Origin of the sequence: Pseudomonas sp. Marseille-Q5299 (genome assembly GCF_943737035.1) — a bacterium.
Lineage (GTDB): Bacteria > Pseudomonadota > Gammaproteobacteria > Pseudomonadales > Pseudomonadaceae > Aquipseudomonas > Aquipseudomonas putida_E.
The window spans coordinates 215,744-230,468 of sequence record NZ_CALSFR010000004.1 but is presented as its reverse complement, the minus strand read 5'-3'; the positions used below and the strand labels follow the sequence as shown (position 1 = coordinate 230,468).

At 63.9% G+C, this 14,725-nt stretch carries 12 protein-coding genes; 6 read left to right on the top strand and 6 right to left on the bottom strand.

Annotated features, from left to right (window positions below):
* Positions 1–129: 129 nt before the first annotated feature.
* A complete protein-coding gene (locus NGJ21_RS13810) occupies positions 130–909 on the top strand; it encodes a TSUP family transporter (RefSeq protein ID WP_115275313.1) in 780 nt (259 codons plus the stop codon).
* Here the strand turns inward: NGJ21_RS13810 and nudC are convergent.
* Positions 877–1,707, bottom strand: a complete 831-nt coding sequence (gene nudC, locus NGJ21_RS13805) for an NAD(+) diphosphatase (protein WP_119688642.1) — start codon at positions 1,705–1,707, stop codon at positions 877–879. The two genes, NGJ21_RS13810 and nudC, sit on opposite strands and share 33 nt — an antisense overlap.
* A gap of 33 nt (positions 1,708–1,740) precedes the next feature.
* Positions 1,741–2,553 (bottom strand): crotonase/enoyl-CoA hydratase family protein, encoded by an 813-nt coding sequence (locus tag NGJ21_RS13800; RefSeq protein WP_115275314.1) that lies wholly within the window; start codon positions 2,551–2,553, stop codon positions 1,741–1,743.
* A gap of 206 nt (positions 2,554–2,759) precedes the next feature.
* Here NGJ21_RS13800 and NGJ21_RS13795 point away from each other — a divergent pair, with 206 nt between their 5' ends.
* Together NGJ21_RS13795 and NGJ21_RS13790 are read left to right on the top strand one after the other, a co-directional pair.
* Positions 2,760–3,326 (top strand): lipocalin family protein, encoded by a 567-nt coding sequence (locus NGJ21_RS13795; RefSeq protein WP_080952155.1) that lies wholly within the window; start codon positions 2,760–2,762, stop codon positions 3,324–3,326.
* A 62-nt stretch (positions 3,327–3,388) separates the two neighbouring features.
* Positions 3,389–4,354, top strand: a complete 966-nt coding sequence (locus NGJ21_RS13790) for a ribonuclease Z (RefSeq protein ID WP_237859992.1) — start codon at positions 3,389–3,391, stop codon at positions 4,352–4,354.
* Between the two features lie 76 nt (positions 4,355–4,430).
* On the opposite strand, the gene NGJ21_RS13785 is transcribed toward NGJ21_RS13790, so the two are convergent.
* Together NGJ21_RS13785 and NGJ21_RS13780 are read right to left on the bottom strand one after the other, a co-directional pair.
* On the bottom strand, positions 4,431–5,714 hold the full coding sequence (locus NGJ21_RS13785) for a Zn-dependent hydrolase (protein ID WP_115275315.1): 1,284 nt from the start codon (positions 5,712–5,714) through the stop codon (positions 4,431–4,433).
* Between the two features lie 13 nt (positions 5,715–5,727).
* Positions 5,728–7,230, bottom strand: a complete 1,503-nt coding sequence (locus NGJ21_RS13780) for an NCS1 family nucleobase:cation symporter-1 (protein WP_046787271.1) — start codon at positions 7,228–7,230, stop codon at positions 5,728–5,730.
* Between the two features lie 616 nt (positions 7,231–7,846).
* Here NGJ21_RS13780 and hydA point away from each other — a divergent pair.
* From hydA to preA, 3 genes are all read left to right on the top strand, one after another.
* On the top strand, positions 7,847–9,286 hold the full coding sequence (gene hydA / locus NGJ21_RS13775; RefSeq protein WP_046787272.1) for a dihydropyrimidinase: 1,440 nt from the start codon (positions 7,847–7,849) through the stop codon (positions 9,284–9,286).
* Positions 9,287–9,446: 160 nt separating this feature from the next.
* On the top strand, positions 9,447–10,814 hold the full coding sequence (locus tag NGJ21_RS13770) for an NAD(P)-dependent oxidoreductase (protein WP_046787273.1): 1,368 nt from the start codon (positions 9,447–9,449) through the stop codon (positions 10,812–10,814).
* Positions 10,815–12,089, top strand: a complete 1,275-nt coding sequence (preA, locus tag NGJ21_RS13765) for an NAD-dependent dihydropyrimidine dehydrogenase subunit PreA (protein ID WP_115275318.1) — start codon at positions 10,815–10,817, stop codon at positions 12,087–12,089.
* 77 nt (positions 12,090–12,166) lie between these two features.
* On the opposite strand, the gene NGJ21_RS13760 is transcribed toward preA, so the two are convergent.
* Both NGJ21_RS13760 and NGJ21_RS13755 read right to left on the bottom strand, forming a co-directional pair.
* Positions 12,167–12,787 (bottom strand): TetR/AcrR family transcriptional regulator, encoded by a 621-nt coding sequence (locus NGJ21_RS13760; RefSeq protein ID WP_012313733.1) that lies wholly within the window; start codon positions 12,785–12,787, stop codon positions 12,167–12,169.
* Between the two features lie 120 nt (positions 12,788–12,907).
* Complete coding sequence (locus NGJ21_RS13755; RefSeq protein WP_119688637.1) at positions 12,908–14,704, bottom strand: glycoside hydrolase family 15 protein; 1,797 nt, start codon at positions 14,702–14,704, stop codon at positions 12,908–12,910.
* Positions 14,705–14,725 lie beyond the last annotated feature (21 nt).

The following is a 14,725-nucleotide window of genomic DNA, read 5'->3' as shown; positions in this document are numbered from 1 at the left end:
AACCTGTGAGGGCGGGCTTGCCAAGCGAAGAGGCCGGCACTGGCAACGCATCCCGCCCGGGATTACCATGGTGCCCTTCTAGCGCGGCAGTTTGCCGCACCCTGCCTGCCTCCTGCCTGCCAGACACCCATGCCCTTCGAACTCACCGTAGAACCACTCACCCTGCTGATCCTCGCCCTGGTCGCCTTCGTCGCCGGGTTCATCGACGCCATCGCTGGCGGCGGTGGCCTGCTCACCACCCCGGCACTGCTCACCGCCGGGATGCCGCCACACCTGGTGCTAGGCACCAACAAGCTCAGCTCGACCTTCGGCTCGGCCACCGCCGGTTTCACCTACTACAAACGCAAGCTGTTCCACCCGGCGCAATGGCGCCCGGCCTTGTTCGCCACCCTGGTCGGCGCGCTGATCGGCGCGGTCGTCGCCCACTACATGCCGGCCGAATGGCTGAACAAGATGCTGCCGGTGATCGTCTTCGCCTGCGGCATCTACCTGCTGTTCGGGGGTACGCCCAAAGCGCCGCTGGATGCCGATGCCCCGATCAAGAAGAAGTGGCAGTTCCCGCAGGGCTTCACCCTGGGCTTCTACGATGGCGTGGCCGGGCCCGGCACCGGTGCTTTCTGGACCGTGAGCACGCTGCTGCTCTACCCCATCGACCTGGTCCGCGCCAGCGGCGTGGCGCGCAGCATGAACTTCGTCAGCAACATCGCGGCGCTGACGGTGTTCATCATTTCCGGGCAGGTGGATTACGTCGTCGGCCTGTGCATGGGCCTTTCGGTGATGGTGGGTGCGTTCTTCGGCGCACGCACGGCGATCAGCGGCGGCAGCAAGTTCATCCGCCCGGTGTTCATCACCGTGGTGCTGGCGCTGACCGTGCGCCTAGCGTGGCAACACTGGTTCGGGCAGGCCTGAACGCCTGGCGACATACAGATCGATCAGGTACCGGGCGATGGAGCGCCCGGCTGGCAGCGGTGGAAGGTCGTGCACGTTGAACCACCTGGCGTCTTCGATCTCGTCCGGCTGCATGACGATCTCGCCGCCGGCATACTCGGCGTGGAAGCCCAGCATCATCGAATGCGGGAACGGCCAGCACTGGCTGCCGACGTACTGGATGTTGCGCACCTCCACCGCCACTTCTTCGCGCACTTCGCGCACCAGGCAGTCCTCGGCCGATTCGCCTGGTTCGGCAAAGCCTGCAAGGGTGCTGTAAACGCCAGTGACGAAGCGCGGCGACCGGGCCAGCAGGATTTCGTCGCCACGGGTCACCAGCACGATCATGCTCGGCGAAATGCGTGGGTAGCTGCGCAGGTCGCAGGGCTGGCAGTACATCGCCCGCTCCCAGCGGATCTGCATCATCGGTTGGCCGCAGCTGCCACAGAAACGGTGCTCACGCGCCCAGGTGCCGATCTGCGCGGCGTAGCCAAGCACTTTATAAAGATCGAAATCACCTTCGAGCATGAATGCCCGCAAGCCGCGCCAGCCGCAACCGGGCACCTCGGCGGCGCTGCGCAGCTCCAGCAGGAACACCGGCTCGCCGTCGAAATGGCCGATGCCGTGCTCGGCCAGCACATCCAGGTCCTGGCGCTTGAGCCAGTCGCGGGGGAACAGCGCGCCATTGGCGTCCACCAAAAACCCTTCCGGGCTGCGGGCGACAGCCCAGCCCCCGGTGATCTGCGGGTCGAGTACTGCGCTAGTCCAGCGTGCTGACATGTCGGGGTTCCTTTACTGCGTCCCCCGGCCCGGTCAGTCGGCGAACGTCGGTTTCTGTTTGCTCATGTGCGCCGCCACAGCCACGCGCAAATCTTCGGACTGCAGCATGGCGGCGTTCCAGGTGGCGATGTACTCCAGGCCATCATCGATGCGATGGTCACGCATGTAGCTGAGCATCTCCTTGGTGCCCGCTACAGCGATCGGTGATTTTGCGGCAATCTCGCGGGCAATGGCAAAGACCCCGTCGAGCAATGCAGCATGATCATCATAGACCCGGTTGACCAGGCCGATGCGCAGCGCCTCGTCGGCCGCAACGTTACGCCCGGTGAAGGCCAGCTCGCGCATGATGCCGTCGCCGATGATACGTGGCAAACGTTGCAGGGTGCCGACGTCTGCGGCCATGCCCATGTCGATTTCCTTGATCGAGAACTGCGCGTCCGTGCTGCAATAGCGCATGTCGCAGGCCGACACCAGGTCGATGGCACCGCCAATGCAGTAGCCCTGGATGGCCGCCAGCACGGGCTTGCGGCAGTTGTCCACGGCATTGAAGGAGGCCTGCAGGCGCAGGATGGTACGGCGCAGCAGGCGCGCGTTGCGGCCAACGTCCTTGCCCATCTGGCCGGCCAGCGAGGCCAGCATCATCAAGTCGATACCCGAGGAAAAATGCTTGCCCGCGCCGCTGATGACCACGGCGCGCACCGCATCGGTGTCGTCGACCCACTGGAAGATATCGACGATCTCTTCCCAGAAGGCAGCATTCATGGCGTTGATCTTCTCAGGGCGGTTGATCTGCACATGGGCGATGTTGTCGGTCAGTTCGACCTTGAATGCGCTGTACTCGGTCACGGGCTGCACTCCTGCGGGGATAAAGGTTCACTGCGCGGATGTTAACCCAGCCTGGTTGCCGTACTTGTGCCAAAAGCGGGACTTGCCCGGGTTGCTCAGGCGCCTGCGACAGAGGTTTGCCCTGCACAAAAAAACCCATACAACTTTTGCCCCGCACACGCATCGAAACACAGGTAAGCTCTTCATCCCTTCCCAAGAGGTTTGCCATGGCGATGCGTACAGCCCTGATTGTTTCCTGCATGACACTGGCCCTGGCGGGCTGCGCCGGTTCGAGCGATGAGCATCGTGCGCCACCGGCCACACAGCAGGTCGACCTGCAGCGCTACCAGGGCACCTGGTACGAGCAGGCGCGCTTGCCGATGTTCTTCCAGCGCAACTGCGTGCAGTCCGAAGCCAACTATGGCTTGCGCGAAGACGGTCGCATCGATGTGACCAACCGCTGCAAGGAAAAGGACGGCCAATGGAACGAGGCCAAGGGCATCGCCGAGGCGCAGCAGCCGGGCAAGACCGACAAGCTGTGGGTCACCTTCGACAACTGGTTCAGCCGCCTGGCGCCAGGCTTGACCAAGGGTGAATACTGGGTGCTGTATCACGACAAGGACTATCGCGTAGCGCTGGTCGGGCACCCCAACCGCGAATACCTGTGGCTGCTGTCACGCACCCCGGTCATCAACGACCAGACCCGCGAACAGATGCTGGCCATTGCCCAGAAACAGGGTTATGACACCAGCGAGCTGATCTGGCGGCAGGGCGATGATGCAGTAAAACCCTGATTCATCGACGCCCTGGTTCGCTCGGGCCAGGGTGAGCGCCTAATCAAACTTGGAGTCAGTCATTGGACCTGCTGTTTCTGGGCACCTCGGCCGGGGTGCCCACCAAGGCGCGCAACGTCAGCGCCACCGCCGTGATCGAAGCCAGCGGCAGCCACTGGTACCTGGTCGATTGCGGCGAAGGTACCCAGCATCAACTGCTGCATACCTCATTGTCGGTCCGCGACCTGCGCGCCATCTTCATTACCCATGTGCACGGCGACCATTGCTTCGGCCTGCCAGGCCTGCTGGCCAGCGCCGGCATGAGCGGGCGCACGGCGCCGCTGGACCTGGTGCTGCCGGCCGCCTTGCACGACTGGGTGCGCCTGAGCCTGGCTGCCAGTGATACCTTCCTGGCGTTCGAACTGCGGTTGCTGGCGGTCGAGCAACTGGGCGAATGGCGCAGCGATACCCTTGCCGTCAGCACCGTACAGCTATCGCACCGGGTGCCCAGCGTCGCTTTCGTGTTCACCGAGCTCAACCCCGAGCCGCGCCTTGACGTGCAGCGCCTGGCTGCCGAAGGTATCCCGCGCGGCCCGCTGTGGGGCGACCTTGCCAAGGGCCTCACGGTGGAGCATGCCGGGCACGTGCTGCATGGCCGCGACTACCTGCGCGCCTCGCGGCCGGCACGGCGGGTGATCGTCTGCGGCGACAATGACAACCCCGACCTCTTGGCCGAGGCGGCAAAAGACGTTGATGTACTGGTGCACGAAGCGACATTCACACAACCGATCATCGCCCGCACAGGTGTCAGCTTCGGCCACAGCAGTGCGGCAGCGGTGGCGCGCTTCGCCGAAACGGCCGGTGTGCGCAACCTGGTGCTGACGCACTTCAGTGCCCGCTATCAGCCGGACCCTCGGCGCAGCCCATGCATCGACGAGGTAAGGGAAGAGGCGCAGGCCCATTACAGCGGCAACCTGACCCTGGCCCAGGACCTGCAGCGTTACCATATCGGGCGCGATGGGTGCCTGGGCCGCGTCACGGGTACCTAGCAAATCCCAAGCGACATGATCGCGCTGTTCTCCATCGGTTTTGTGATCTGCGGGCCGGCGATGGGACGCTCAGGCATCAAGCCGCCAGCCGCCCGCTGGCGATCGCCTCCGACGCCGCCAGCATGGCCCGCAGCAACACCGCACAGCCCGCTGCCAGGTCTTGCGGGGTGGCGTTCTCGATTTCGTTGTGGCTGATGCCGTTTTCACAAGGCACGAAGATCATCCCCGCCGGCCCCAACTCGGCCAGGAAGATCGCGTCATGCCCTGCCCCGCTGACGATATCCATGTGCGGCAGGCCCAAGGTCTGCGCAGCATCGCGCACGGCATCCACGCAACTGCGGTCAAAGTACAGCGCTGGGAAGTCGGCCGTGGGGACCAGTTCATGGCTCAGCCCGTGCTTGTCACAGGTGGCTTCAATCACTGCCCGCACGTCGGCGATCATCGCGTCCAGCCGCTCACCTTCGAGGTGACGAAAGTCCAGGGTCATGCGCACTTCGCCCGGGATCACGTTGCGTGAACCCGGGTAGGCCTGCAGGCAACCGACCGTGCCACAGGCATGCGGTTGATGGCCCAGCGCCGCCCGGTTGACCGCCTCCACCACCGCCGCAGCGCCGACCAGTGCATCCTTGCGCAGGTGCATCGGCGTAGGGCCGGCATGGGCTTCAACGCCGCGCAAGGTCAGGTCGAACCACTTCTGCCCCAGCGCCCCAAGCACCACACCGATGGTCTTGGCCTGGTCTTCAAGGATCGGTCCCTGCTCGATATGGGCTTCGAAATACGCGCCTACCGGGTGGCCAAGCACTGCCCGCTGGCCGGCGTAGCCGATGGCAGTCAACGCCTCGCCCATGCTCACGCCCTGGGCGTCACGCTTGGCCAGGGTTTCCTCCAGGGTGAATTTGCCGGCAAACACCCCCGAGCCCATCATGCAGGGCGCAAAGCGCGAGCCTTCCTCGTTGGTCCATACCACCACTTCCAGCGGTGCTTCGGTCTCGATGCCCAGGTCATTGAGCGTGCGGATCACCTCAAGGCCCGCCATCACCCCGAAGCAGCCATCGAACTTGCCACCAGTGGGCTGGGTGTCGATGTGGCTGCCGGTCATCACCGGTGGCAGCTTGGGATTGCGCCCGGGGCGGCGGGCAAAGATGTTGCCGACGGCATCGACACTGACGCTGCAACCGGCAGCCTCGCACCACTCGACGAACAGGTCGCGGGCCTGGCGGTCGAGGTCGGTCAGCGCCAGGCGGCAGACACCACCCTTGGGTGTGGCACCGAGGCGGGCGAGGTCCATCAGCGATTGCCACAGGCGGTCACTGTTAACGTGGCGTTCAGTCGATAGCAGGGCTTGTTGGGCTGCGGTCATGGGTCAGGCCTCCTCAGGCGTTTTTGTTGTCTGCATTGATCACAGGCTGCACTGGCCCACGCACCGCCAAGCCGCCCAGGGCGTAGTACAACGCCCCGCCAAGCAGCGACCCGGTGAACCAGCCATAGTCGTAGAACCAGCTGAAACTGCTGTTACCAATGGCCATCACGGTCAGTGCCACAGGTAGCGCAAAGGCAGCAAACCCTGCCCAGTTCCAGGCCGGGTAAACGTCATCACGGTACAGGCCGGCCAGATCCAGCTTCTGCCGACGGATCAGGAAGTAGTCCACCACCATGATCCCGGCAATCGGCCCAAGCAGGCTGGAGTACCCCAGCAGCCAGTTGGAATAGACACTCTCCAGGCTGATGTCGGAAACGATCCAGCCGAGTTTTTTCAGCAGCTCGTGGCTCATCAGCGCCAGGCCGATGAAGCCTGTCAGCCACACGGCACGTGTACGCCCGATCAGGCGCGGGGCAATGTTCTGAAAGTCGTTGGTCGGCGAGACGATGTTGGCCGCGGTGTTGGTCGACAGCGTAGCGATGACGATCAGCGCCATGGCCAGTGCCACCCAGCCCGGGCTCTGGATCTTGCCGATCAGGCTCACCGGGTCGGACACCGTTTCACCCACCAGCGACGCCGAGGCGGCGGTCATCACCACGCCCAGGGAGGCGAACAGGAACATGGTCAGTGGCAGGCCGAAGATCTGCCCGAGGATCTGGTCCTTCTGGCTCTTGGCGTAGCGGCTGAAATCCGGAATGTTCAGCGATAAAGTGGCCCAGAAACCGACCATCGCGGTAAGCCCGGCGCAGAAATAGCTCACTACGCTCGCCCCTTCCGGGCGCTTGGGCGGCTGGGCCAGCAGCTCGGTCATCGACATGTGCGGCAACGCCCAGAACAGCAGGCCGAAGCCGACCGCCACCAACAGCGGCGCCGAGAGGGTTTCGAGCCATTTGATCGATTCGGCGCCGCGCAACACCACCCACAGGTTGAGGGCCCAGAACACCATGAAGCCGATCACTTCACCGGTGCCACCGAGCGCTTTCCAGTCATCGAAGATCGAGCCCAGGAACAGGTGAATGGCCAAGCCGCCGAACATCGTCTGGATGCCGAACCAGCCACAGGCAACCACCGCGCGTATCAGGCACGGTACGTTGGAGCCGAAGATACCGAACGATGAACGCAGCAACACAGGGAAGGGAATGCCGTACTTGGTGCCGGGGAAGGCGTTGAGGGTGAGCGGGATCAGCACGATGAGGTTGGCCAGCAGGATCGCCAGCAACGCCTCGCCCACGCTCAGGCCAAAGTAGGCCGTGAGCACGCCGCCAAGGGTGTAGGTGGGCACGCAGATGGACATGCCCACCCACAGTGCGGTGATGTGCCATTTGTTCCAGGTGCGCTGGTGCACTTTTGTGGGGGCGATGTCGTGGTTGTAGCGCGGGCTGTCGAGTACGTCACTGCCTGCGGACAGCTCGAACAGGCCATCCTGCTCGATCACTTGCGATCTGCTCTGTTGCATGGGGCCTTCTCCAGATTTTTCTAATTGTCTGCTCATCGGGCTAACGCGATGGCCGGAGTACATACACCACCAGTACTGCTCCTGCGGTCCGGCCTGGCGGTTGTGGCCGTACTCAAAATACGTGCCGGGATGGCCTTCGGCTGCCCGGCCGGCCGCCGCCGACCGCAGGTAATCAACTGATCTGCAAGGCATTGATCCGTTTGAGGCGATGGCACAGTCATTCCATCGCCTGCCGCTGTCAGCGCCATGGGCCGGCCCTGGCCCCTGCATCAGGTTTCAAACTGGTGCAGCCTGGTTTTTCAGTGGCGCGCCTTGCGCCTCCCGGCCAGGTTTCAAGCAGCTGATTTTGCATGGAAAATCTTGACCAATTTGGCTTCTTGTCAAGTGCGTCAAAATGGTGAAAGGCCTCACCATTTTGGTGATTATTAAAATTAATCGTTAAAAAACAATTAGTTATAGAAGTTATAAGCTCATAAATTATTTTCTTGAACAATCCACAATGAGCATCTAAATTCCATTCTTGTCAGGCCTGACAGGATTGAAATTCATCCTCCAGCCACTGGCGCATAACAATTGAAGAACCGGCACAGACCGGTCAGCCTGCGAGGAAGACGGCATGTCCCTGTTGATCCGTGGCGCCACCGTGGTCACCCACGAAGAGAGCTACCCCGCTGATGTCCTGTGTGTCGATGGCCAGATCCGCGCCATTGGCAAAGACCTGCAAGCCCCTACCGACTGCGAGATCCTTGACGGTAGCGGCCAGTACCTGATGCCCGGCGGCATCGACCCGCACACCCACATGCAGTTGCCCTTCATGGGTACAGTGGCCAGCGAGGACTTCTTCAGCGGCACAGCCGCCGGGCTGGCCGGCGGCACCACTTCGATCATCGACTTCGTCATCCCCAACCCGCAGCAATCGCTGCTGGAGGCCTTTCACACCTGGCGCGGCTGGGCGCAAAAGAGCGCGTCCGATTACGGCTTTCACGTTGCCATCACCTGGTGGAGCGAGCAGGTCGCCGAAGAAATGGGCGAGCTGGTCACCCAACATGGCGTGAACAGCTTCAAGCACTTCATGGCCTACAAGAATGCGATCATGGCGGCCGACGACACCCTGGTCGCCAGCTTCGAGCGTTGCCTGCAACTGGGCGCGGTCCCCACCGTGCACGCCGAGAACGGCGAACTGGTCTACCACCTGCAGCAAAAACTGCTCGCCCAAGGCCTGACCGGCCCCGAGGCGCACCCGCTGTCGCGCCCTTCGCAAGTCGAAGGCGAGGCTGCCAGCCGTGCCATCCGCATAGCCGAAACCATTGGTACGCCGTTGTACGTGGTACACATCTCCAGCCGTGAAGCGCTGGACGAAATCACCTATGCCCGGGCCAAGGGCCAGCCGGTCTACGGTGAAGTGCTGCCCGGGCACCTGCTGATCGACGACAGCGTCTACCGCGACCCGGACTGGGCCACCGCCGCAGGCTATGTCATGAGCCCACCGTTCCGCCCGCGCGAGCATCAAGAAGCCCTGTGGCGCGGCCTGCAGTCGGGCAACCTGCACACCACCGCCACCGACCACTGCTGCTTCTGCGCCGAGCAGAAAGCCATGGGCCGCAACGACTTCAGCCGCATCCCTAACGGCACTGCCGGCATCGAAGACCGCATGGCGGTGTTGTGGGACGCTGGCGTCAACAGCGGGCGGCTGTCGATGCATGAATTCGTCGCGCTGACCTCCACCAACACCGCGAAGATCTTCAACCTGTTCCCGCGCAAGGGCGCCATCCGCGTCGGCGCCGATGCCGACCTGGTGCTGTGGGACCCACAGGGCACGCGCACCATCAGCGCGCAAACCCACCACCAGCGTGTTGACTTCAACATCTTCGAAGGCCGCACCGTGCGCGGTATTCCCAGCCACACCATCAGCCAGGGCCGCGTGGTCTGGGCCGATGGCGACCTGCGTGCCGAGCCTGGCGCGGGGCGTTACGTGGAGCGCCCGGCGTATCCCTCGGTGTACGAGGTCCTGGGCCGCCGCGCCGAGCAGCAGCGCCCGATACCCGTCCAGCGCTGAAGCTGTTGGGGCTGCTGCGCAGCCCATCGCCGGCAAGCCAGCTCCTACAGGGGCGGCATCACTCCCAGGGACATCACTGTACCTGTGGGAGCCGGCTTGCCGGCGATTGGGGCGCATGGCCCCCCCCGCCCAAGCCCTAAAAAAAAGAGAGGCTACAACCGTGATCGATGCCCTGAACCACTTGCCGCGCCCCCGGGCCGGCGCCGACCAGCTGGCCGAGCAATTCAGTGACCTCGCGCCACCCCTCACCGCCCGCCAGGCCGCAGTGGAAAGCGCCCGCTGCCTGTATTGCTACGACGCGCCCTGCGTGAACGCATGCCCGAGCGAAATTGACATCCCCTCGTTCATTCACCGTATCAGCGACGAGAACCTGCAAGGTGCCGCCGAGCGCATCCTTTCGGCCAACATCCTGGGCGGCAGCTGCGCCCGCGTGTGCCCCACCGAGATCCTTTGCCAGCAGGCCTGCGTGCGCAACAACGCCCAGGAATGCGCACCGGTACTGATTGGCCAGCTACAGCGCTATGCCCTGGACAATGCCGGTTTCACCGAGCACCCGTTCAAACGCTCGCCAGCCACCGGCAAACGCATCGCCGTGGTCGGCGCAGGCCCCGCCGGGTTGTCCTGCGCACATCGCCTGGCCATGCATGGCCACGAGGTGGTGGTGTTCGAGGCCTGCGACAAGGCCGGCGGCCTGAACGAGTACGGCATCGCCCGCTACAAGCTGGTGGACGACTATGCCCAGCGCGAAGTGGAATTCCTGCTCGGGATCGGCGGTATCGAAATGCGCCACGGCCACCGCCTGGGCGACAACCTGAGCCTGGCAGAGCTGCGTGATCAGTACGACGCGGTATTCCTCGGCCTTGGCCTGAACGCCATACGCCAGCTCGGCCTGCCTGGCGAAGAGGCGCCCGGCATGCTCGCCGCCACCGACTACATCCGTGAGCTACGCCAGGCGGATGATCTTTCGCAACTGCCGTTGGCAGAGCGTTGCCTGGTGATCGGCGCAGGCAACACCGCCATCGACATGGCCGTACAGATGAGCCGCCTGGGTGCCCGCGATGTCAACCTGGTATACCGCCGCGGCTACGCCGACATGGGCGCCACCGGCCACGAGCAGGACATCGCCAAGGCCAACCAGGTGCGTCTGCACACCTGGGCGCGCCCCGACGCCGTGCTGCTGGACGACGACAACCGCGTGCGGGGCATGCGCTTCGCCCGCACCGAACTGGCCGATGGCCGCCTGCGCGACACCGGTGAGACCTTCGAGCTGGCCGCCGATGCCATCTTCAAAGCCATCGGCCAACGCTTCGACGAACAAAGCCTTAACGACCCGCTGGCTGCGCAACTGGCCCGCGACGGCGAGCGCATTCGCGTCGACGAGGGCATGCGCACCAGCCTGCCGGGCGTCTACGCCGGTGGCGACTGTACCGCCCTGGGCCAGGACCTCACCGTCCAGGCCGTGCAACATGGCAAGCTGGCCGCCGAAGCTATCCATGCCCAACTCATGCTCAATGTGGAGGCTGCATAAATGGCCGACTTGTCTATCGTGTTCGCCGGCATCAAGGCGCCCAACCCCTTCTGGCTGGCCTCCGCACCGCCAACCGACAAAGCCTACAACGTGGTCCGCGCCTTCGAAGCCGGCTGGGGCGGCGTGGTCTGGAAGACCCTGGGCGAGGACCCGGCAGCGGTCAACGTGTCGTCGCGCTACTCGGCGCATTACGGCGCCAACCGGCTGGTGCAGGGCATCAACAACATCGAGCTGATCACCGACCGCTCGCTGGAAATCAACCTGCGCGAAATCACCCAGGTGAAGAAGGACTGGCCAGACCGTGCGCTGATCGTCTCGCTGATGGTGCCGTGCATTGAAGAATCATGGAAATTCATCCTGCCGCTGGTGGAAGCCACCGGTGCCGACGGTATCGAACTGAACTTCGGCTGCCCGCATGGCATGCCCGAGCGCGGCATGGGCGCGGCGGTCGGCCAGGTGCCGGAGTATGTGGAAATGGTCACCCGCTGGTGCAAGACGCACTGCGCGTTGCCGGTGATCGTCAAGCTCACGCCCAACATCACCGACATCCGCCAGTCGGCGCGTGCGGCACATCGCGGTGGCGCCGATGCCGTGTCGCTGATCAACACCATCAACTCCATCACCAGCGTCGACCTGGACCGCATGGTCGCCCACCCGATCGTCGGCGATCAGAGCACCCACGGTGGCTACTGCGGCTCGGCGGTCAAACCCATCGCCCTGAACATGGTCGCCGAGATTGCCCGCGACCCGCAAACGCGCGGGCTACCGATCTGTGGCATCGGGGGTATCGGCAACTGGCGTGATGCGGCCGAGTTCATTGCCTTGGGCAGTGGCGCGGTGCAGGTGTGCACTGCGGCGATGCTGCACGGTTTTCGTATTGTCGAAGACATGCAGGACGGTTTGGCGCGCTGGATGGACCAGCACGGGCACCAGAACCTTGAAGCATTCCGCGGCCAGGCCGTGGCGCACACCACCGACTGGAAGTACCTGGACATCAACTACAAATCGGTGGCGCACATCGACCAGGATGCCTGCATCGGTTGCGGGCGCTGCCATATCGCCTGTGAGGACACCTCGCACCAGGCCATTGCCAGTACGCTGAAGGCTGACGGGACCCATGCCTACAGCGTGATCGAAGACGAATGTGTGGGCTGCAACCTGTGCCAGATCACCTGCCCGGTGGAAGATTGCATCGAGATGGTGGCGCAGGATACCGGCAAGCCATACCTGAACTGGACGCAGGACCCGCGCAACCCCTACCGCGAGGCGAGCTGACGCCTGGGAATCGCTGGGGCCGCTTTGCGGCCCTTTCGCGACACAAGGCCGCTCCTACACGACCCGCGATGCACTTATCAAGGCTCCAGGCCGATACCGCGCAGGATCACACTCGTCACCGTCTGTACCGCACTCTCGAACGCCAGGTCCGACAGCGGTTCTCCGCCATTGAGCACAGCCACCTGGTAGCCGAAGTCGGCATAGTGCTGGGTCGAAGCCCAGATCATGTACAGCAGCGCCGAAGGCTCCACCGGCAGGATGCGCCCCTCCTCCACCCAGCGGCGAATCTTGTCTACCTTCAGCTTCGCCCAGGGCACCAGGCTGTCATCCAGGCTCACCCCAAGCAGCGGCGCGCCATGCAGCATCTCTTCGGCCCAGATCTTCGAGCCCAGCGGGCGTGAGCGCGAATGGCCCATCTTGGCGCGAATGTAGCTGGTCAGCACCACCCGGGGGTCGTCGAAGTTCTCGAAGCACAGCGCGTCCTGCTTCCACACATCAAGCAGGTCCTGCAGCACTGCGCGGAACAGCTCATCCTTGGTGCTGAAGTAGTAATGCAGGTTGGAGCGCGGCAGCTCGGCCTGTTCGGCGATATCACCCATGGACGTTGCGCCGTAGCCCTTCTCGGCGAACACCTTTTCTGCGGCCACGAGGATCTTCTCGATATTGCGACGGCGAATTTCGATCTTGTGGTTGGCCATCAGAATTGCGATGCCCTGGCTGCCAGCTCATGGCGACGAACGCTCATGCGTATTCCTTGTCGATTGCTCTTGGCACTAGTCTACTCCGGTCATTTCGCTGAATACGAGTAGCCATGCCCTTCAACCACACTGGGCCCGATCCCTTGCCGGGCACTGCGCCCGGTGCAGGTTCAGCGCCGTGTTGATGATGCCGATGTGGCTGAACGCCTGGGGGAAGTTGCCCAGCATGCGCTTGCCCGCCGGGTCATACTGCTCGGCCAGCAAACCCACGTCATTGCACAGCCCGGTCAGCTTCTCGTACAGCGCCTGCGCCTCGCCCTGGCGCCCCAACAGCACATACACATCGGCCAACCAGAACGAACAGACCAGGAACGTCCCTTCACCCGGCGTCAGGCCGTCACTGCAGCGGTCACTGTCATAGCGCATCAGCAAACCGTTTTTCAGCAGGCGCTGCTCGATCTGTTCGAGCGTGCGCAGAAACCGCTCATCCTGGGCCGGCAGGAACCCGGTGAGGGCGATCTGCAGCAGGCTGGCGTCCATTTCGCTCGAGCCATAGGCCTGGACGAAATGCAGGCCTTTGGCATCCAGCCCCTGCTCACACACCTCGCGGCGGATTTCATCTGCCACCTGCCGGTAATACTGCCCGCGCTCGCTGCCCTCCTCGGTGGTCTCAGCCAACCCCGCCGCGCGGTCGAATGCGACCCAGGCCATGACCTTGGAATGCACGAAGTGCTGCCTGCCACCACGCACCTCCCAGATGCCTTCGTCCGGCTCACGCCAGATGCGCTCCAGGTAGGGCATGATCAGGCGGGAAATCGCCGCACTGCGTGGGTGCCTGGGCAACCCGCCCTTTATCGCCTGGGCCATGGCGTCGGCGACCTCGCCGTAGATGTCCAGCTGCCGCTGTTGAGCGGCAGCGTTGCCCACCCGCACCGGCTGCGAGTGCTCATACCCGGCCAGCCACGGCAGGGTGTATTCCTGCAGGTCTCGCTCCCCTGCCAGGCCGTACATGATCTGCATCTGCTCCGGGTTGCCGGCCACCGAACGCAGCAGCCACTCACGCCAGGCCTGCGCTTCGTCGAAGTAACCCAGGTTCATGAACGCCAGCAGGGTCATGGTGGCATCGCGCAGCCAGCAGAAGCGATAGTCCCAGTTGCGCTCGTGGCCGATGCTTTCGGGCAGCGAGGTGGTGACGGCCGCAACGATGCCGCCGGTAGGGGCATACGTCATGGCCTTGAGGGTGAGCAATGAACGGCGCACGCTCGCGCTGTAGGGGCCGACATCCGGGCAGCGGGCGGCAAAGGCCTGCCACTGGCTGACGGTATGCGCCAGGGCATGTTCGATATCGCAGTCGGGCTGTACCGGCAGGTGCGAAGGTTGATGGCGCAGGCTGAACACCTGGCGCTCACCGGCGCACACCCGAAAGCGCGCGACAGTGTGGTGGTCGCGGGCGTGCGAGGCCACCGTGCTGCACAGGATCAGCCGGTCGGGGCCGGCGACGGCGCTCAGGGTCAGCGGGTCGAGCTTTTCCACCCAGGGTACGCTGCGCCCGTAGTCGAAGCGCATCACCAGGTCCATTTCAAAGTTGGTTTCGCCGGCAATGCCATCGACGATGCGCACGACCGAATTGACGTCGTCCAGCGGCATGAAGTCCAGCACACGGGCGCGGCCGCTGGCAGTCACCCAGGTGGTTTCCAGCACCAGGGTATCTTGCTGGTAGCGCCGGCTGACATGCTCGATGGAGTCGCTGGGGGCCAGGCGCCAGCGACCGTTTTCTTCATTGCCCAGCAGCGCCGCGAACACGGCGGGGGCATCGAAGCGTGGCAGGCACAGCCAGTCGATGGAACCGTCACGGCTGACCAGGGCGGCGCTGCGGCAGTTGCCGAGCAGCGCATAGTCTTCGATGTGGGCAGGCATTGGATCTCCTTAATGCAACTG

Excerpts from the sequence above, each read along its gene's own strand:
- NGJ21_RS13810 (WP_115275313.1), top strand. The coding sequence starts at position 130 with ATGCCCTTCGAACTCACCGTAGAACCACTCACCCTGCTGATCCTCGCC.
- nudC (WP_119688642.1), bottom strand. The coding sequence starts at position 1,707 with ATGTCAGCACGCTGGACTAGCGCAGTACTCGACCCGCAGATCACCGGG.
- NGJ21_RS13795 (WP_080952155.1), top strand. The coding sequence starts at position 2,760 with ATGGCGATGCGTACAGCCCTGATTGTTTCCTGCATGACACTGGCCCTG.
- NGJ21_RS13785 (WP_115275315.1), bottom strand. The coding sequence starts at position 5,714 with ATGACCGCAGCCCAACAAGCCCTGCTATCGACTGAACGCCACGTTAAC.
- NGJ21_RS13780 (WP_046787271.1), bottom strand. The coding sequence starts at position 7,230 with ATGCAACAGAGCAGATCGCAAGTGATCGAGCAGGATGGCCTGTTCGAG.
- hydA (WP_046787272.1), top strand. The coding sequence starts at position 7,847 with ATGTCCCTGTTGATCCGTGGCGCCACCGTGGTCACCCACGAAGAGAGC.
- preA (WP_115275318.1), top strand. The coding sequence starts at position 10,815 with ATGGCCGACTTGTCTATCGTGTTCGCCGGCATCAAGGCGCCCAACCCC.
- NGJ21_RS13760 (WP_012313733.1), bottom strand. The coding sequence starts at position 12,787 with ATGGCCAACCACAAGATCGAAATTCGCCGTCGCAATATCGAGAAGATC.
- NGJ21_RS13755 (WP_119688637.1), bottom strand. The coding sequence starts at position 14,704 with ATGCCTGCCCACATCGAAGACTATGCGCTGCTCGGCAACTGCCGCAGC.